The 18,867-nt window shown below is 46.2% G+C and carries 14 protein-coding genes; 8 read left to right on the top strand and 6 right to left on the bottom strand.

The annotated features are described in order from the left end of the window. The first annotated feature begins 26 nt into the window (after positions 1-26). Positions 27-1,568: a methyl-accepting chemotaxis protein gene (locus ACRRSX_RS13130; protein ID WP_432452738.1), complete on the top strand. Its 1,542-nt coding sequence runs from the start codon at positions 27-29 to the stop codon at positions 1,566-1,568. A 71-nt stretch (positions 1,569-1,639) separates the two neighbouring features. Here ACRRSX_RS13130 and ACRRSX_RS13125 read toward each other — a convergent pair whose 3' ends face one another. Beyond that, positions 1,640-2,518: a LysR family transcriptional regulator gene (locus tag ACRRSX_RS13125; RefSeq protein ID WP_432452739.1), complete on the bottom strand. Its 879-nt coding sequence runs from the start codon at positions 2,516-2,518 to the stop codon at positions 1,640-1,642. 130 nt (positions 2,519-2,648) lie between these two features. Here ACRRSX_RS13125 and ACRRSX_RS13120 point away from each other — a divergent pair, with 130 nt between their 5' ends. The 3 genes from ACRRSX_RS13120 to ACRRSX_RS13110 all read left to right on the top strand — a co-directional run bounded on the left by ACRRSX_RS13120 (position 2,649) and on the right by ACRRSX_RS13110 (position 6,612). Beyond that, positions 2,649-3,284, top strand: a complete 636-nt coding sequence (locus ACRRSX_RS13120; RefSeq protein ID WP_432452740.1) for a DsbA family protein — start codon at positions 2,649-2,651, stop codon at positions 3,282-3,284. 69 nt (positions 3,285-3,353) lie between these two features. Beyond that, positions 3,354-4,250, top strand: coding sequence for an MBL fold metallo-hydrolase (locus ACRRSX_RS13115; RefSeq protein WP_432452741.1), 897 nt, complete (start codon positions 3,354-3,356; stop codon positions 4,248-4,250). 745 nt (positions 4,251-4,995) lie between these two features. Continuing rightward, entirely contained in the window at positions 4,996-6,612 is a 1,617-nt protein-coding gene (locus tag ACRRSX_RS13110) for a methyl-accepting chemotaxis protein (RefSeq protein ID WP_432452742.1), read from the top strand. Between the two features lie 51 nt (positions 6,613-6,663). Here ACRRSX_RS13110 and ACRRSX_RS13105 read toward each other — a convergent pair whose 3' ends face one another. Continuing rightward, entirely contained in the window at positions 6,664-7,446 is a 783-nt protein-coding gene (locus tag ACRRSX_RS13105; protein WP_432452743.1) for a substrate-binding periplasmic protein, read from the bottom strand. 202 nt (positions 7,447-7,648) lie between these two features. Here ACRRSX_RS13105 and ACRRSX_RS13100 point away from each other — a divergent pair, with 202 nt between their 5' ends. The 3 genes from ACRRSX_RS13100 to ACRRSX_RS13090 all read left to right on the top strand — a co-directional run bounded on the left by ACRRSX_RS13100 (position 7,649) and on the right by ACRRSX_RS13090 (position 12,553). Further along, positions 7,649-8,560: a LysR family transcriptional regulator gene (locus tag ACRRSX_RS13100; protein WP_432452744.1), complete on the top strand. Its 912-nt coding sequence runs from the start codon at positions 7,649-7,651 to the stop codon at positions 8,558-8,560. Positions 8,561-8,660: 100 nt separating this feature from the next. Next, complete coding sequence (locus tag ACRRSX_RS13095; protein ID WP_432452745.1) at positions 8,661-10,052, top strand: DUF1254 domain-containing protein; 1,392 nt, start codon at positions 8,661-8,663, stop codon at positions 10,050-10,052. A gap of 467 nt (positions 10,053-10,519) precedes the next feature. Then, complete coding sequence (locus ACRRSX_RS13090) at positions 10,520-12,553, top strand: methyl-accepting chemotaxis protein (protein ID WP_432452746.1); 2,034 nt, start codon at positions 10,520-10,522, stop codon at positions 12,551-12,553. On the opposite strand, the gene ACRRSX_RS13085 is transcribed toward ACRRSX_RS13090, so the two are convergent. From ACRRSX_RS13085 to ACRRSX_RS13070, 4 genes are read right to left on the bottom strand one after another with little or no spacing between them, the layout of a single operon-like run. Next, entirely contained in the window at positions 12,543-13,544 is a 1,002-nt protein-coding gene (locus tag ACRRSX_RS13085) for an ABC transporter substrate-binding protein (protein ID WP_432452747.1), read from the bottom strand. The genes ACRRSX_RS13090 and ACRRSX_RS13085 overlap by 11 nt on opposite strands. Further along, positions 13,541-14,593: a FecCD family ABC transporter permease gene (locus tag ACRRSX_RS13080; RefSeq protein ID WP_432452748.1), complete on the bottom strand. Its 1,053-nt coding sequence runs from the start codon at positions 14,591-14,593 to the stop codon at positions 13,541-13,543. Before ACRRSX_RS13080 ends, ACRRSX_RS13085 begins: the two co-directional genes overlap by 4 nt. Next, positions 14,590-15,615 (bottom strand): FecCD family ABC transporter permease, encoded by a 1,026-nt coding sequence (locus ACRRSX_RS13075; protein ID WP_432452749.1) that lies wholly within the window; start codon positions 15,613-15,615, stop codon positions 14,590-14,592. Before ACRRSX_RS13075 ends, ACRRSX_RS13080 begins: the two co-directional genes overlap by 4 nt. Then, positions 15,612-16,448: an ABC transporter ATP-binding protein gene (locus tag ACRRSX_RS13070; RefSeq protein WP_432452750.1), complete on the bottom strand. Its 837-nt coding sequence runs from the start codon at positions 16,446-16,448 to the stop codon at positions 15,612-15,614. The genes ACRRSX_RS13075 and ACRRSX_RS13070 overlap by 4 nt, the downstream gene beginning before the upstream one ends. Positions 16,449-16,663: 215 nt before the next feature. On the opposite strand from ACRRSX_RS13070, the gene ACRRSX_RS13065 reads away from it, so the two are divergent. Next, positions 16,664-18,817 (top strand): TonB-dependent siderophore receptor, encoded by a 2,154-nt coding sequence (locus tag ACRRSX_RS13065; RefSeq protein WP_432452751.1) that lies wholly within the window; start codon positions 16,664-16,666, stop codon positions 18,815-18,817. Positions 18,818-18,867: the final 50 nt, after the last annotated feature.

Here is an 18,867-nt window from a genome sequence, read left to right as displayed (position 1 = left end):
AATCTATTCATATTTGGGGTAATTCTATGAGCGATGAGCGGGTCCGTTATAGCAAACAAGACAGTTTAATTTCTACTACCACTTCAGATAGCCACATCACTTATTGTAATCAGGATTTTTGCCGAGTGTCTGGATACCAAGCCGCGGAACTGAAAGGGAAACCGCATAATGTGATCCGTCATCAAGACATGCCTAAAGCCGCATTTACTCAGTTGTGGCAGTATATTCAATCGGGTCAGAGTTGGATGGGCTTGGTTAAAAACCGCTGTAAAGGCAGCGGTCATTATTGGGTGTCGGCATTTGTTACCCCCATCGTTGATAAAAGCGGCAAAGTATACGAGTATCAATCGGTTCGAACCGAACCGGATGATGCGCAGATCCATCGTGCTGAAACTGTCTATCAAGCCTTGAATAAGGGAGAGGATAAGCGTTTTCGCCGTCGTTGGCTGGGAGTCTCTTCCGCTTTAGCGTGCGTTACATTTGTGGCGGTGTTGCTGGGAGCGGCAGGCTATCTTTGGTGGTGGCTGCCAGTTATTGTTGCGGGTCTGCAATTGCCAGTCATGTGGTGGAATCATCGTCGCCATCGATCCGTTGTAGATTTAGCGCAGCGCCAATATAGCAATGCTTTGATGGAATACCCTTATACCGGCCATTTTGATGACTGGTCAGCGATTGAATTAGCGGTAAAAATGAAAGGGGCTGAGCTTAGAGCTGTGACCGCAAGGTCAATCGATACTACAAGCCAAATTCGTGAAGCCAATCGTGACGAATTAGCCAGTCGAAAACGTCTCACAGAGAATCTCAACGAGCAAACGGTCGCCACGGAGGCAATGGCGGCTTCAGCCGAAGAAATGCTGTCGGCAATTGAGGAAGTGGCTAACGACGCCCAAGAGAATTCAGTGTATGCTCAAAAAGTTCAGCAGATTGCATTGGATGGACAAGCGGTGGTCAATAATACCTTAGATTCGGCACAACAGTTACATCAAGAGTTATTGGTGTCGCACTCATCGCTAGAACAGTTAAACCAAGATGTGAATAGTGTTGAAGGGATCTTAGGTTTAATCCAAGCTATTGCTGAGCAAACCAATTTACTGGCCCTCAATGCTGCAATCGAAGCGGCGAGAGCCGGGGAGTCTGGTCGTGGTTTTGCGGTGGTGGCCGACGAAGTGAGGACCTTGTCGGAGAAAACCACTCATTCTGTGGATGATATTAGAAACAAGATTGAGGGTTTGAAAGCCACAGCAACAGATACTGGTAAGAAAATTTTAGCAGGGCAGCATTATTCAAATCAAAGCGTTGAGCAAACGCAGCAAACCCATTCAGCCTTTAGCGACATTGTCTCTCATATCAATTCAATTGGTGAACGCTCGGCGCGCACTTCCGAAGCGCTTTCGGAACAAGCGACGGTGACTCATGAAATGGTGAACCATATTCATCGAATGAAAGAGGCTATTTCAGGTACTGGTAGTCTCTCCGAGTTGTCAGAAGACCGGACTCGGCAAGTGATTCTTGAGCTGGATAGTCTTGAGCGATTAATTCGAGCCTTTGACGCCAAGTCTTCGTTTTAAGGGGGCGGTTTAGCAATTGAGAACTTGTTGGCTGCACTCTTCTGTGGTGCTAAGTCTTATCCTGTTGGCGCTCATCCATTTATCTTTTCGATTAAGAGGTCGACAAAAGCTCTTACTTTCGCTGGGCGAAAGCGGGCCGAAGGGAAGACCACATGAATATCGCCGCTCGGTAGCTGCCATTGTGGCAGAAGTTTGATTAATCGGCCGGCGGCAAGATCGTCGGCAATCGCATAATCAGGTAATACGGAGATGCCAGCATCGGCAAGTACTGCTTCTCGTACTGCGAGCGTGGCATCTAAGTAGATCGAAGCTTGCATCTCAATACTCTGCTGCTCACCATCATCGGATAAAAAATTCCAGCGTAAAGGATTATTTAATGCGGTGTTGGCGATGAAAGGTAATTGGCTTAGATCTTTTAGGTTCAGCGGTTCTGGTAATTGAGCATGCAGCGACTTGGATACCACTAAAAATTGTTGAAATTCGCCAATTCGTCTTACGGGCAGGTTATCTTCGCTAAGCCAACCAACGCGGATTGCCAGTTCAACCTGTCCAGACATGATGTCGACAGTTTGATCGCTTAAGGCGGCATCTACTCTGCAGTTTGGATAGTGTCGGGTGAATGCAGCAATGGTGGGGACGATAATGCCGATCCCGTAATCGAAAGGTGCGGCGATCCGCAAGGTCCCTGAAGGTTCAAGTACGGTGTCGGTTAATTCGTCGAAGGCCTCTTCCGCTTCACGCAAAATTAATACGCAGCGTTGGTAAAAGGTTTGTCCTACATCTGTGACTTTAACTGAGCGAGTGGTTCGTACTAATAGCGATACTCGGAATTCTTGCTCCAGTCTAGCGACTTGCTGGCTCACCACGGCTTTGGTGATGCCGAGACGCTCGGCTGCTGCGGTGAAGGAACCCGTCTCTACCACAGCGGTAAAATAGACTAAGCGACGCATGTTACCGAGGTCACCTAAGTTAGTTTCAGTCTTATTGTTTATCTTTAGCATACTATATGTATATATGTAATGCGTTTAACTGTCAATGTATTCGGTTTAAAGTAGCTACACTTAACTGAGGAGATAAACAATGAACATCACCCTTAACTATTTATTCGATCCATTATGCGGTTGGTGCTACGGCATCTCCCCTGCGTTTTCAGCGCTCGCGAACGCTAGCGAGCAAGTTCATATCAAACTGCTACCCACTGGACTTTTTTCCGGCGCAGGCTCAAGAGCGATGAACGAAGAATTTGCAGCTTTTGCCTGGTCAAATGATCAGCGTATTGCCAGCCTAACTGGACAGCCTTTTAGTGAACAATATCGTCACAGTGTATTAGCTGATCATCAGCAACGTTTTGACAGTAGCTTGCCAACAATCGTGCTGACGGCGGTTGCTTTAACCCAGCCAGAAAAAGAGCTGGAGATGCTGAAAGCGATTCAGAAACTTCGCTATGTGGAAGGCCGCAATGTCACTGACCGAGCGACCTTGGAGCAGGCCTTACATACATTAGGACTTAGCGATGCAGTTGCATTATTAGACAGCCCTGAGTTGCACAAAGCGAATCAACAGCGCCTCGAGCAGGCTCAAAATTTAATGCAAGAGTTCGCTGCCCGTGGAGTGCCAAGTTTGATTGCTGAGTCTAAGGGACGTCGTGTGCAATTATCTACAGCAGATTTTTATGCCGACTCACAAGCTTTATTGCGTCAGCTTAAAGCGCTTTAGAGCGCTAGCTAAGCTTATTTATTTCTGCACTATTAATGTGCGATTAGTTACAATTTAAAAGGAAAGATAATGTCTATTAAAAATAATTTTATGAAGTTTATCGCGGCTGGCATCGTTGCAGTTTCTAGTATCAATGGTGCTGCATTTGCGGCAGAGTCTGCATTGAAGGTGCAGCATTTTCCAGCTGGAGAACACGGCTTTTATCGCGCTCCAGTATTGCTTAGCGGCGAACATGACGCGCTGTTGATTGACGGTGGTTTTACTTACCCTGACGGTCAGGCTTTAGTGGCTGCTATTAATGCTTCGGGTAAGACCTTAACCACTATTTATGTGAGTCAAAGCGATCCCGATTATTATTTCAGTCTCGCGCCGATAAAAGCGGCATTTCCTGATGTACGGGTGATTGCTGCATCGGCAACGATTGAGGCAATTAAAGCTAATGTGAAGAAAAAACTCGCTATTTGGGGGCCTCAACTTCAAGCGAATGGTCCACAAACCATGGACGATATTGTGCTACCAGAAGCCTATGATGAATCTTCTCTTCGTATCGAATCGCATCACTTGGATATCGTCAACGCAGAGGGTTTAGCCAACCGTCGTTACTTGTGGGAGCCTTCAAGTCGAGCTATTTTGGGTGGTGTGATGGTATTTTCAGGGGTGCATGTATGGACCGCTGATACCGCTGGTGCAGCGGGGCGTGAAGCCTGGATCAACAATCTGAATGCCATGCTTGAGCGTGAACCTAAGATGGTGATTGCTGGGCACATGAGTCCCGATGCACCGACTGACGCCAGTGCTATTCGTTATACTCGAGACTATTTATTGGCTTTTGAAGAAGAACTCGCCAAAGCTACGAATAGCGAACAGCTTATCAAAGCCATGACGAAACGTTACCCGAATGCTGGAATGGGCGTAGCCCTACAAATTGGTGCAAAAGTGGCCATGGGCGAAATGAAGTGGGGCTAAGCCGCGTGTATTAGGCTTAGGTCTTTGGGGAGCGGAGCGACAGTGATACCAGATATCTCCTTCAATCGTTAGCTGTTCCGGCTTCCTTGCTTTAATGATTGAGCTGCTAAGTTTGTTAGTCGCTCTTTTTATATATGAATCCTTGAATATGATCGGCTTAGGCGAGGTAAACTTATTTCATTGAGGATATTTTGGGTCCGCCGAAGCGCTAGATGCCTTTAGCTTGCGACAATAAATGTCATAATTGTTAGCAGTGTGTTTAAAAAAATCGTGAATCCAAACTGATATTATTTTATCGAAAGGCTTGGTTTCTCCCTCCTTGTTTTACATTTCGTGTTTTTTTGGGCGCTGTTGTTGTCCTTGTATATTTCACATTATCATTTGATTCTACTTCTATTTTGCGTGGAAGCGATAAGCGCATCACATCGCGGTGAACTGGACTTTTTGAATCTTGCCGAGTGGGGTAATGTAGGCTTAACTTACGATGCAATTCATATTTTAGTAACAATTCGCCAGTTTTATGTGAATTGTTTGAGAATGTAGGGGCTTGCCACGCGAATAAAATCAATTTAGCCCAATGGCAATGAAGCGCTTTACTGATGCTGTATTTAAAGTGCATATCAGATACTGATTTACGGTAAGCAAAGTAGAGGTTGTGAATCGCCTTAAGACTGGTGTTGAGCAATTTTTTACCCCGAATCCGAATAATTTAGTGCACTGATTTCTTCAAGTATGGGAGACAGTTATGAGTTTTTTTTGGGGGCGCTTATCCATTGCGACAAAACTATATGTGACGATGCTTGTGGTGGGCTGCTCGCTATTGATCATCACCCTTAACTACACTTATCAACACGAAAAATCTTTGGTTGAAGCGATGGCTCGTCAGCAAATTAAGGCCATGAGCGAAAGTTATTTCGAGGGCCTGAATACTTTGATGTTATCGGGGGCGATGGCAAATAAAAATTTATTGCATAAAAAGATGTCTAGCCAAGAGAATATCCTTGATATCAAACTGATTCGCTCAGAATCGATTCAGGCGATGTTTCATCCCAGTGAAGCTTCGGTTAGTTTAACCGACAATCAACGTCAGGCTTTCACTGGGCAGACGGTGGTTAAGCAAAGTATGATTGAACAACAATCTGCGCTGACGGTACTGACACCTATCATCATGAGCCGCGATCATGGCGGTGTTGATTGCCTTTCTTGTCATGTGACCAGTAAGGAAGGCGAGACCGCAGCGGTGATTGAAGTTGCATTTTCACTCGCCAGCGCTCAAAAAATTATTTATAGCGCACTGCTTAAGCAAGCCAGTCTGTTAACGGTAGTCTTTTTTATTGGCATGTTAATGTTGGCCTTGATTTTTCGAAGTGCGGTGGCAAAGCGTCTTAAATTACTGCGTAATCGTTTGTTGAAAGCGGCTGATAACTCAGATCTAGCTGTGGATTTTTCGGATCAATACCACGATGAAATTAGTGGCGTTTATGCTTCGTTACAATCATTAGTGAATAGTTTTAAACAGAGTTTAACTCAGCTGACGAGTAGTAGTGACGAATTACATGATACTGCCGAGCAGGTCAGTCATGTGGCTGGTTCAACTGAACAATCAGTCACAAGGCTGAAGGCTGGAACCGATTCTGTTGCGACCACCTTAGTCCAAATAGAAGCCTCATCGAATGATGTGAAACAAAATGCGCAGTTCACCACCGACCGAACCCAGCACGCCAGTCTACATGTTGAGTCTGGTGCGAAGAAGGCGCAACAAATACTTGCTTATATGCAAGCCTTAGTGGCGATTGTAAAAGATGCCAACGAAAGCTTACTTGAATTAGGCGAGCGAAGCGAAAGGGTGAATTCGATGGTTGAAGCCATTTCGGCTATTGCTGAGCAAACCAATCTATTAGCCTTGAACGCCGCCATTGAAGCAGCGCGAGCGGGAGAGCAAGGTCGAGGGTTTGCGGTGGTCGCAGATGAGGTGCGTTCGTTAGCGAGTCGAACCCATCAGTCGACAGGGGAGATTAAACAGATTAATGAGCAGCTGACACAACAAAAAGATCGTGTGATTTCGGTGATGAACGAGGCGAATACTGCAGTTAGTAACTCGGAAACGAGTATTGAAGAGTTATGTGCGATCTTGGAAGATATTGCCATACAAAGCCGCGAGATAGCCCAGCTAAACTCACAAGTGGCGCAAGCCGCTGATCAGCAGAACCAAGCGGTTTCAGAGGTGAATCAGCATGTGACGAGCATTCAAGATATCGCTGACGTCACCGCGCATGATGCCAGCCAGCAGCATATTATTAGCGAACGTGTCGTTGCATTGGCAACCGAGCTTAAACGGCTTGTGAATAGTTATAAGTTGTGAGTAGCAATAGGGGCGATGTTTGTTGGTCAAACTAAATAGCTTGATCATCGTTTATGGTTCCATGTCGGTGTCCATATACTGACCATCGAGTGAGGCTTGAAGCATGTGCTGATAACGTCCACTTTGCTTTAATTGGCTTAGCCCTCGATTGAATTTAGCTATCAGCTGTTGCGCATTTGGTGTTTGTTTAGAAATGATGAGGTAATAACGATCGCTCGTGACTGATTTGGGGTGATGAGTGATTTGAGCGATTTCATTGGGATTAAAATATTGCTGCAATAGATAATAACCAGCAGCTTTATCGAGTTGAAAAACTTGAATATAACCTCTTAGTAAGCGAGCGAAGTTACTGCGGTCCGACTTACTTCGGTCAATTGTGATGAGCTTCTGTCTCTCTAGTTTTTCTAGTAGTTGGTACTTATAACCCGCCGCCCCACCAAATTTAACGCCATATAAGTCTTGCGGTTTATGCCAATCGAATGCAAAATTTTTCAGATGAAAAAATACCGAAGTCCCCTCTATTACGAAGTCAGCACTATACAAAAACTGTTGCGCGCGATTGTCATTGTAAGACCAAATGAGCGAGCCATCGACTTCACCCAATTCAGCTAATAGGTAGGCTCTTTTCCAAGGGTAAAATTGATAATGAACCTCGATCCCTTGAAGTTTGAATGCTTCACTCACGATGTGTGAAGCAACGCCACCGTGTTTCAAATTTACAGATAGATAAGGCTCCCATTCGCCATTGCTAAGAATTAGCGAATGGAGCGCTAATGTTGGAAATGACGGATAGAGTAAAAGTGCAAATATTATCCCTGTTGAGAGCTTTTTCATAAGTTCCACATAGTTGATGCGGTTGTATTAGTTTAGACTATTTTTGATCTTGTTATTTAGCTCGGTTCTCTATTGCAAAAAACTGCCAGCTCAACCAAGCTCGATAAGATTAAAATCGGATCTGAGTTATAAATACTCGTAGCATTGCAGCTTGCGCTAAGCCATTGTTGTATTATAGGGCTTTAGTTGAAAATGATACCCAATGATGATCAAAGACTTTAATTTATTGCGGCTGTTACTGGTGTTAAACGAAGAGCGGCAAACAACATTAGCCGCGAAACGGTTGCACCTTAGTCAACCAACGATCAGCGTCATGCTGCGAAAATTACGTGAGCAATTTAATGACCCACTGTTTGTTCGAGACAAAAATCAGTTGGAGCCAACGGTGCGTTGTCAGCAGTTACTGATGCAGCTCCCTGCGCTGCTGGATCAATTGGATTCGTTATATATTAACCAGAAAAATTGGGACATTTCCCTGCTCGAAGGCGAGATCACCTTGATATTGTCCCCCCCTTTAATGAGCTCTTTCGCCGCCCCCTTAGTGAGTAAGCTTAGTGCTCAGGCCCCGTTAATTACGGTCGAGTGTTACCATTGGGGCTTTGAGGCTCAGCGAGATCTGGAGTTAAAAAACCAATGCTGGGGTTTTAGTTATCTACCCATGGAAACCAATAAAAATATTTTGCAAAAGGACATTGGTGATGATGAATTTGTAATGGTGATGCGTAAAGACCATCCGCTTCAGTCCTCAGAACTCAGTGCCGTGTTAGCTTATCCCTTGTGTATTAATTTAATCTTTGGTGAATCCAGCGTCTCTCGTAGTGAGCAGATACTTAAGTCTCTTGAGCTCGACAAAAAGATTAGTGTGCGTACCAGTGATATTGGCTTAATGTTAGCCTTGGTTGCTGATGGTGATTATATTGGTATTGTTTCTAAGAATATTGCAGCTCGATTTCCTTACAAATTCCGCTTCGAGCCTTTACCTCATTCTCTGCCTGATAAAAGCCGATTCCGAAGTATTGCGCTATTTACCCATCAGCGAAATCGCATTGACCCGCTTACCAACTGGCTATTTGAGGAAGCTTCCGCAATTATTGACGGTGAATTGCATTATTAATATTTCTAATGGAGCTTATAGAAATTCATCGATGGGGGGAGGAAAGCGCTTTTGTTAGGCTTATAAAGTAATTTAATGATTCACTTTATAAGGGGTTTAAATGAACCATAAGTTCTGTTCCGCAGTCATGTTTTGTTTTGCTTCAGGTTTTGCTCTTTCTAGTTTTGCGCAGTCTCAACACAGCGCTGAAGAGGAGCTTGCTTATCATCTCGGGGTACAAGCTTTTATTTATGGGACGGGTCCGCTCACTGTGGCAGCCGTTCGCCAAACCTCCACATCGGTGACAGCCCCGATGGATAACGCGATGGCACCGCTAAATCAAATGGGCAAAACGCGCGTCTTATCGGGTCCGCAACACCGTATTGTTCCTACGGTAAACAACGACACCTTATACTCTCAATCACATATTGATTTGGATGTATCTGGGCCGATGGTTATCGAAGTCCCTAGAACCGATAACCGTTATTTTATTGTTCAGTTGCTCGATGCCTACTCTGATTCTATCGATGACCTTATTAAGCAAAATGCTGGCACTCAAGGGGCTAAGTTTTTATTGGTCCAGCAGGGTTGGCAGGGGGAAATCCCAGAGGGCATTAGCGGGGTGATTGAGTCACGTACCCCCATGGTTTGGTATATTCAACGTACTGGTGTGGCAGGAGAGCAAGATCTGGATGCGGCACTTGAAGTACATGACGGTTTTATCCATTATCCTTTATCTGAATACGGTGAGTCTCACGGCGTAGTTAGCCTTCAACAATCTTCAGGTGGTATTCCGCCAATGGCTCGTCCCCAAGGTTTGGAGTGGTTTGCCTTAATTGATCAAGAATTAAGAAAAAACCCTTTAGCCGAAGATGCCGCTATGGTGGCGCAATTTAAATACATTGGTATTGGAGGAGAAACGCCTTTTAATTCGGAGCTGCTTTCTGCAGCGCAAAAACGCGGTTTGCTGCGTGCGGTGGAATCTTCAGCCCGTATTATTGACTACGCAGGTCGTCAACTTGGCGCAACTAGTCACGGTTGGTCGATGATGTTTGAAGGGGGGCGTTATGGCCAGGATTATTTGAGCCGCGCGAGTATTAATTTACGCGCCGCTGGCTTAAATGTGCCAGAGCGAGCACTTTACCCAAACCGCTACACCGACTCTCAAGGTATGCAATTATCGGGTAAATATCAGTATCGAATGACCATGCCAGCGGATGCGCCAGCAAAAGAGTTCTGGTCCTTAACTATGTACGATGCTACAAATTTGTTTATGGTGGAGAATGAAATCAATCGTTATTCGATTTCCACTAATCGTCCTGAAGAGTTGAAGTATGCGACAGATGGCACCTTGCCGATTTGCATTCAACATCAACCTCCAGAAGGCGAGCATTGTAATTGGCTACCAGCACCAGAAGATGACTTCTATTTGCATCTTCGCTTATATGAGCCGACTCAACAAGTGCTTGATAATGAGTATCCAATGCCACAGGTGATCAAACAAACTCTTTAAGCGATTTATTTTCGCTTGTTCAAAACCCAGTGGACATTCCATGGGTTTTGTTTCCTGAATACCAGAGTTTTATGTACCAGTAACACCGGAACAAAAAATAGACCACCTTAAGTTACTGATTTGTTTATATGGTTTTTTGTCTTTTTATGGCCTTGTGTGTCGTTTAAAATAAAATCCTGCAAGTGAGTCGTCTTCCACTAAGTGTATGTTGTTCGTCCTTTTGGTTTGATGAGTGTTGGTGGTTTTGTCGCTCCCATTAAGACAATGAAGAAGAAGGCTGATGCTCTTTGATTCAATACGATGTTGCTTCTAATAATCTTTGCTGTGTAGCAAAACATTAAGCTTGTGAATAAATATATTTATGACCAAAAAATCGCTATTGATTTTAAGATTATTTTTTTGTTGTTTTTTGTATCTATTACCTAGACTAGTTGTATGGCGTCATAACATGCATATAAAGGATGAACATGCGAATTAACTCTATTCGATTAAAGGCGATGTTTCCAACCGCCTTGCTGGCGGTTATTTTGGTTGGCTTATTTATTTTTTCTAAAGCTATGACTTCTATTCAACAAAAAGCTCTAACCGTTCAGAATGAGCATTATTTTGCAGCGATATCGGCGGTATTAAATGCGGACCGAGATATCTATCAGGCGCGTTTAGCAATCGAAAAAATCTATTGTGGCGAAGGGGCTCTCGTTGAGAATAGAGCTGAATTTGAAGAAAATGCCCAACAGGTACTGGACCGTTTCCATTTATATCGTAAGAATCTTGAAAGTGAACCCGAGTTACTCGCTTCCTACACCCAATTTGAACAGTATTTTCAGGATTGGTACTCTGCGAGCGAACTGGTCATGGCATCTGCAAAAGAGGGGGTTGATTTTGGTCCTAAATTTATTGAGTTGGATCGGCAATTTGGAGTGATTCGGCAGATGCTTGACCAAGCGGGAGAGAAGCTGAATGAACATACTCAGAAATTGGAAGCGGAAAACATCGATCAGGCTACACTGAATCGTTACATTGAAGCTATATCTGAAGTACTGAAAGCAGATGTGGACATCTATCAAGCGCGCTTAGCGATGCAGAAATTGATGATTCACGATGGTCTGCCGCAGCAGAATAAAGCTTCTTTTAAAAAAAATGCCGCTCAAGCCTTGCAACGTTTTCATGCCTATCGTGCTTACTTAATTGATGAGCCTAATTTAACGGAACCTTATCAGGAGCTTGATAGCTTGTTTACCGAGTGGCATCACAACAGTATTGCTTTTATTGAATCCACTGAAGTCAAGACTAACGGTGCACTCTCTGAGGCATTAATGCGGCTCGATGAAAAGTTTAAAGTGGTTCGCTCTCAATTAGATCAAGCCGGAGAAGACGTTAGAGCAAAATCCCAAGAGAGTGATGAAATTTTAAGAGAACAGGTGGAAAGTCTAGAAAGTATTGCCATGGTGATCATTATATTAGCTTTTATCGTCGCGATCGGATTTGGTTATTACATGCCTTTGCTGTTGACGCGTAACGTAAAAAATATGGCCAATCGAATTAAAGAAATCGCCGAGGGTGATGGTGATTTAACTGCTCGTATTAATTCCAGCGCTGGTGACGAACTAGGTGACCTCGCTCATGAGTTTGACGGTTTTGTTGAGCACCTACGTTCAATTATTAAAGTGATTCACAATAAAAGTGAGGCCTTAGGAGGGATGACCGAACAGTTTAACGGTGTGTCCAGTGAAGCAAGCGCGATCACCTTGGCTTTAGTGGATGCCTCAAACTCAATTGTGAGTGCCAGTAGCGAAATGAATATGTCTAATCAGCAAATGGCTGAGGTTGCCAAAGATACAGTTAAGGAAGCGAATAACTCCAATCAGCTTTCCAAACAGGGGATTGCCGCGGTCAATACCTCTAATCAAGCCATATCTAGCTTGGTCAATGATATCGAGGTGACCGAGAGTCAATCTATAGAGTTAGAAAAAAGCTCACAAACCATCGCCTCAGTACTGGAGGTGATCCGTAAAATTGCCGAGCAAACTAATTTGCTGGCTTTGAATGCGGCGATTGAAGCGGCTCGAGCCGGAGAGCAGGGGCGTGGATTTGCAGTGGTTGCTGACGAAGTCCGAACCTTAGCGACTCGTACCCAAGACAGTACCAATGAAATTGAGGGCATGATTGAACAGTTGAAAGTAAACGTGGAACGTTCCTCAAGTGCCATTCAAAATAGTCGGAAAAATGCCGAGAGTACGGTTGATAACTTTAGTCAGGTTATTCAAATATTTGATGAGCTTCGTGCGTCTTTTGGGCGGGTTCAGGAAATGGCCGATCACACGGCCCAGGCGACTCAGGAGCAATCGGCAGTCTCCAGCGAAATCAATCAAAATCTTGTTTCGTTAAAAGAGCAAACCGATGGTGTGCAAAATGTCGCGGATGAAATTCAGTCTCAGTCGCATAATATTTCCGATTTATACCAAGAGCTGAACAAGCAGGTGGGCAGCTTTAAGGTATAAAGGCTGAGTCGGCAGGCTTTATTGGCTCGTCCGGCAAGCTGTTTTGTTTTGGCCGGGCAATAAGATGAGCTTGTACCATAGTGGCCATTGCCTGTAAGCCAGCATAAGAGTTTGAGATGGCCAAGTCGCGTGGCACCAATACATAATTGCCACTTCGACAGGCTTGCAGAAAGTTGCAAAAGTTTGCCAGCATGGTATTCATATGCGCTATTTCAGTTGCCGCGCCACCAGCTTGATCGGCGCGATAGGGGGAAAAAATAATGTCGGCATCCAGTTCCGGTAGGCGCTCTACGCTGAGCGAGATACGCTGGCCTGGGTCGATGGCATTGATTAACTCTGGAAAATGAAAACCGGCATCACGTAAGACCTGGCCTAAGGCGCGATAGCTATGGTAAACACTGAGTTTGCCACGTAGTGATTGAAATACCGATGCGGTGATAGTGGCCGAACCGATGCTATTTTTAAGCGCGGCGATTTGCATGGCATAACGGCGCTCTAGTCTGCCAAGTTGAACTTGGCTTGCGGTTAATTTAGCCAGCTTGCGATAGACCTGTGGCGCCCCTTTACTACTATCGATGACCACCGTTGGCGCAATCCTGGCTAACAGTTCAATTGGAGTTGAGCGGTTTTTTTCGGTGATGATCAAATCGGGTTTCAAGCTCACGATTTTTTCCAGATCAAGCTTCGTGGCGCCGATAAAAGAGATTGAACTGTTATCGAAATCAACACCGGTTAATCGTGCACTGGAGCGCAGATAGGGAGTGCCATTACGATTCAGTCGACCATGACTGCCGATAGGCAAAATACCTAATTCAATGAGCGGAATGGTGATATCGACGTCGTAGGTAGACACGAGCCGTTTCGGGTGCACCGGCACAGCTACGCTTCTGCCAAGGTCATCAATATAGAAGGTCGTGGTGAGTGCGAATACATTGCTGTTATTTAAGAAACAGCAACACAGAGTGAATAAAACCGTACGAATTAATTTCAAAATTGATCCCTGCGCATCCAAAGAAGGAAAATTAAACTGGGTGCTCCAAGCACTGACAATATAATCCCCGTAGGTAAGGTGAGTGGGCTAAAGGCGGCGCGGGCGAGGGTATCAGCACTGAGTACCAATAAAGCGCCAATCACGCCACTGCCGAGCAGCAAACTGCGTTCACTGTTGTTTGCCAGCAAACGGGCGAGATGTGGTGCAATTAAGCCAACAAAGGCCATCCCCCCGGCGACCGATACGCTGGTGGCCACCAATAAAACGGCTGCGCAAAAACGCAAACTGGCAATTAAAGATCGGCGCACACCAAGGCTTGTTGCCAAAGCGTCACCCAGTGCTTCTATATTTGCCGAGGGGCAGCACAGGATTAATATCAGTGCACAGCTAAGCAATATCAAGCTGGCAAGTTGCACACTGGACCAGGTTGCCGACTGCAGATCGCCGGCAAGCCAAAGCATCACCGTTTGTAGATCTTGGGTACTGCTTGAGGATAGCAAAATCAACATCACCGCGGATAATAACCACGATAAACAAATGCCGATCATCACCAAACGCAGACCGGTACTCTGTTTGGCGAGCAATTTAACCGACAGTCCGGCAGCTAATCCCCCAGCCATCCCCAGTAAGGGGCGCCAAATTAACGCCAGCTCTGAGCGCATCAGTATCACGCTTACAATTGCTAACGCAGCGCCTTCGCGTACCCCCAAAATGGAGGGATCGGCTAAACCATTTCGGGTTAAAGATTGCATCACCGCACCTGCACAGCCGAGCATTGCACCACACAACATGGCTAAGCAGATCCGAGGCGCACGAAACGCATCAAGGATCAACAAATCAGCCTGTTGAGCCGCCGAGTCGTCGAGGCTTCCCAGATGAAAATAGCTCAACAATGTGTCGAAGGGCACAGCTTCACTGCCGGTGAGCAAGGCCGTCATTGCCACCGCAACGAGTGTCATACTCAGCCCCGCCAGGCTGAGTAGCGGCAATAAATGAAATGTGAGTGAAAAAGGACCCGTGCGCAGGGTCAACGCGCTTGCTTTGTTCATCGTATCCGTCTCGTGAAAATCCACATAAACACCGGGGCACCAACCAATCCGGTTAGGGCTCCCGTGGGTAACTCCTGAGGCGAGATGATGCTGGTGGCAGCAAGGTCGGCAGCCAGTAATAAACTCGCCCCGGTGAGTGCAATAAGCAGCATTGATTGCCGCGTGGGACGGGCGTGCACACCCCGCCATATTGAAGGGGAGATTAAACCCACAAAACCAATCGGTCCCACTAGGGATACCGCAGTTCCGCTTAACAGCGCTGCGGCACAAAGGGCAAAAAATCGGGTCAGCTTAACCGAGGCTCCTAAACCTCGAGCCATATTGTCGCCCAGTGACATTGCATTTAATTGCGGCAGTAGTAGCAAGCTCATCAACACCGCCAGGCCGATAAAAGGCAAGCCGGCGAGCACTGTGGATAGTTGCGCACTGGCCCCGTCACCCACTAACCAAAAGCGCAACTCGTCCAGAGTGTTTTCATCCAGCAGCAAGATGGTGGCGCTAATGGCATTCGCGAGAGTGGAAAACGCGATGCCACAAAAAATGAGTTTCAGCGCCTGTAAACCCTTGCGTCCAGAGGAGGCTAGCGTTAATACCATGCTGAACATGATGGCGGCACCAATACTTGCAGCCAGCGGCCGTAAAGGGCCAATTAATGGCACAATTGGAAAGGCTGTCAGGCTTACCACCATTAAGCTGGCACCAGCATTAAGACCTAAGATATGGGGTTCGCAGAGACGGTTAGCCAGCGTGAGTTGCATTAAATATCCGGCTATAGCGAGGCAGATGCCTGCAAGCAGGATCGCCGTAACTCTTGGCAGCCGCAGTGCTATCAATACCCGTTGCTCAAAGTTGTTTGGGTCGTAGTCAATAATGGCATGGGCCAAACTGCTGAAGGGAATATCGCGTGGCCCTTCGATGAGATGTACCAAGCCTAATATGAGCGTGACAAGCAGCATGAAGCTGAGCTGTCCGCTGGTCGTCAAGTGAAGCTGCCGCGGTGGGCTAAGTGCTGATATGTTCATGCGCTTTGGGCTTGGTGTTGATTGGGAGCGGTTTTGCTTAAAAAAATCGGTAAGCCAGTTTGGGGATGTGGCACTGCCAATAGTGGCGTTTCAAATACCTGCTCCACGATGGCCGTCGTGCATTGGCTTGGGTGCTCAAGCTGATGGAGGATCTGACCTTGTTTAAGGAACACCAGATGGTCGGTGTATTGCAAGGCTAGGTTGAGATCATGCAATACACAAACAATGGTTCGCCCGTGATGCTTGACTAAATCTCGTAATAATTCAAGCAATTCAACCTGATGGCGCATGTCGAGAAAGCTAGTTGGCTCATCTAGCAAGATCAGCTCGGTTTGTTGCGCTAAGATCATGGCTATCCAAACGCGCTGGCGCTGTCCGCCGGATAAACTATCGACCAATCTTGCGGCAAGATGAGTGGTCGCGGTTAACCGCATTGCTTCGGCCACGGCCTGTTGATCCTGTTCGCTCCATTGCTTGAGCAAGCCTTGGTGTGGAAAGCGACCCCGGGCAACTAAATCTTTAACGCTGAGATCTTCCGGCACGCTTGGTTGTTGTGGTAATAAGCCAAGCGTACGGGCCACTTGCTTGCTGGGTATATCAGCTATATTCCGCTGTTGTAAAAAGACAGAGCCTCGTTGGGCTGGTAATAAACGTGAAAGGCTGGCTAACAAGGTCGACTTCCCCGATCCATTGGGCCCCAGTAACACCGTCATTTTTCCGGAGGCCAGTTTGAGATTGAGGTTTTTTAGAACGGTATGGCCTGCGTGTCCGGCATCTAAATGTTCAGCACGCAGGATTGCAGGCTCTGAGGTCGGCTGAGCGCGCTTGTCCATTTATTTATCTCCTAGATGGTAATAGTCGTATGTGACATCGATGTTTGCCTAAATTATGTTTAAATTACATGCAAATAGTAACACGAACGATTCGCATTTTAGTTTCTATTGAGGTGAAGATCACGTAACATTTATGGTCTTGTTAAATTAAGTTGTGGCGATAGGCTGAAAAATAACCCGTTTGCAGTGTAGCCATCGTATAAATGGAATGATCGATGTTATTCAATATTTCTTCTAGACAGGCAGGCCAATGCCGCGTTGTTTTGGGTTTTACTTTACTGGTATGTCCTCGTTTACTGTATGCTGCGACTGAAAGCAGCCTGACCAAGGAAACCTTAGAGCTTACGGTGATGAAGGTTCAAGCCGCTCAAGACCGTTATCGTTTAGCAAACAGTTCGCTGGCGACACGAACAGCCACCTCTGTCATGGACATCCCAAAATCGATAACCGTGATCAGCCCTCAGCTGCTCAAAGACCGCTCCAGTGACTCCCTGATCGACGCTCTTTCTCATGTGAGTGGCGTGAGCGAAACCAATACCATTGGTGGGAAAGAAGACGCCATTATTCGCCGCGGCTTTGGCTCTAGTCGTGATGGCTCTTTGTTAAGCGATGGTTTAAAGACGGCTTTTCCTCATTCGTTTAATGTAACCACCGCCTATGTCGAAGTATTAAAGGGTCCCTCTTCTACGCTGTATGGTGTGCTCGACCCAAGCGGAATGGTCAATGTGGTGAGTAAAAAACCACTGCAAATTTTTTCTGCTGAAGTTTGGTCAAAGTATTCAGCCTTGGGGGCGGGGCGTTTTGGCGAAGTATTAGGGGGTGACCTGACCGGGCAGCTCGGCAATAGTGATTTTTCCTACCGGATGATTGGTGAATTTGAAGACAGCGACTACTGGAGAAATTTTGGTCAGAATCGAAACTGGACGATTGCACCTTCGTTGCTTTGGCAAGGAATGAACACCGAAGTGCTACTTTCTTATACCCATCAACAATATTTAGCCCCCTATGATCGCGGCACCATCTTTGATGTGACTCAGGGAGATTTTGTTGCGACAGACCCACGACTTCGTTTCGATGAAGTGTTCTCGGAAATCGAAGGGGACTCGGATCTGGCAAAACTAGCGCTGAACCATCATCTCAATGCAAGTTGGGATCTGGCACTCCATTATGCCTATTCTCAGGATGATTTTGTCGCCAATCAGGTTCGAACTCGAGGCTACGATTCGGCGACCGGCAATGTGACCCGACGGGCGGATGTTCGAGACTATTATAAACGGAGTATGCATGCGGTTCGCAGCGACCTCACCGGCCAGACAGCCAGTCTGGGGGGGCAGCATCATTTATTATTGGGCGCCTCCTTCGACCATGAAACAACTCGACGTTCCAAACTGCAAAACTGTAATACCAACTCAGATTTTAATATTTATGACCCGCTGTATGGACAGATGCAGGGCTGTGATTACAATGCCGAGCAAGCAGTGGGCGAATATGAAACCATAACAACGAGTGCGTTTTATCTGCAGGACCAACTGCACTTAAATGAGCAATGGATAGCTGTTGCTGGATTACGGATGCAGCAGTTTGATATCGATGCTGGTCGAGGCGCTGCGCACAATACCGACTCCAGTGGCACCGCCTTATTACCTAATGCAGGTCTGGTCTGGAAGGTGACTGGGGATAGCTCGCTGTATGCTAATGTTGGCCAAACTTTTCGTCCGAATAGTTCAATTGGCAATCCCTACGGTAATTTGGACCCTGAACAGGGCAGGGCTTACGAATTTGGCAGTAAGTTTGATCTGGGCCAGCGTTTTAGCATGACGCTGGCGTTTTATCATGCACTTAAGCAAAACGTGGCTTACTCCGAAACGGTGAACGATGAAACGGTTTATCGCACCGCAGGTCAGGTTCGCTCTCAAGGCATCGAATTGGATGTGGCGGGTGAACTTTTCGAGCGATTGCAAGTTGTTGCCAGTTATGGTCTGACGGATGCGAAGGTGTTGGAAGATCCTGACTATGCAGGCAAGCGTTTGGCGAACGTTGCCAAACATACCGCTTCGCTGTGGTTAAGTTATGATCAAGGATCGCTTTTCTCTGGTAAGGGGAGTTTACGTTATGGTGGGGGGCTTCGCGCCGCCAGTAAACGGGCGGGTGACAATAACAACTCTTTTTACCTGCCAGCTTACAGTGTTGCCGATGTATTTGCAGCCTATACCTTCGAGCGCGAACATCCGATTACTGTGCAATTGAATTTGAACAATTTGTTTAATACCCAATATTACAGCTCGTCTATTGGTAGCTCCGCCTATGCGGTGGCAGTGGGGCAACCATTTCATGCCAGCTTGAATTTGAGTATGGCATTTGGTGATTAAGCAGGGCGCTCCCTGCCATGCTTAAACAGCTGTTGTTGCCTCTACGGAGG

Source organism: Agarivorans sp. QJM3NY_30 (assembly GCF_050870855.2).
GTDB lineage: Bacteria > Pseudomonadota > Gammaproteobacteria > Enterobacterales > Celerinatantimonadaceae > Agarivorans.
Note: the sequence above shows the minus strand (reverse complement) of the source record. Positions and strands in the feature narration are given on the sequence as shown.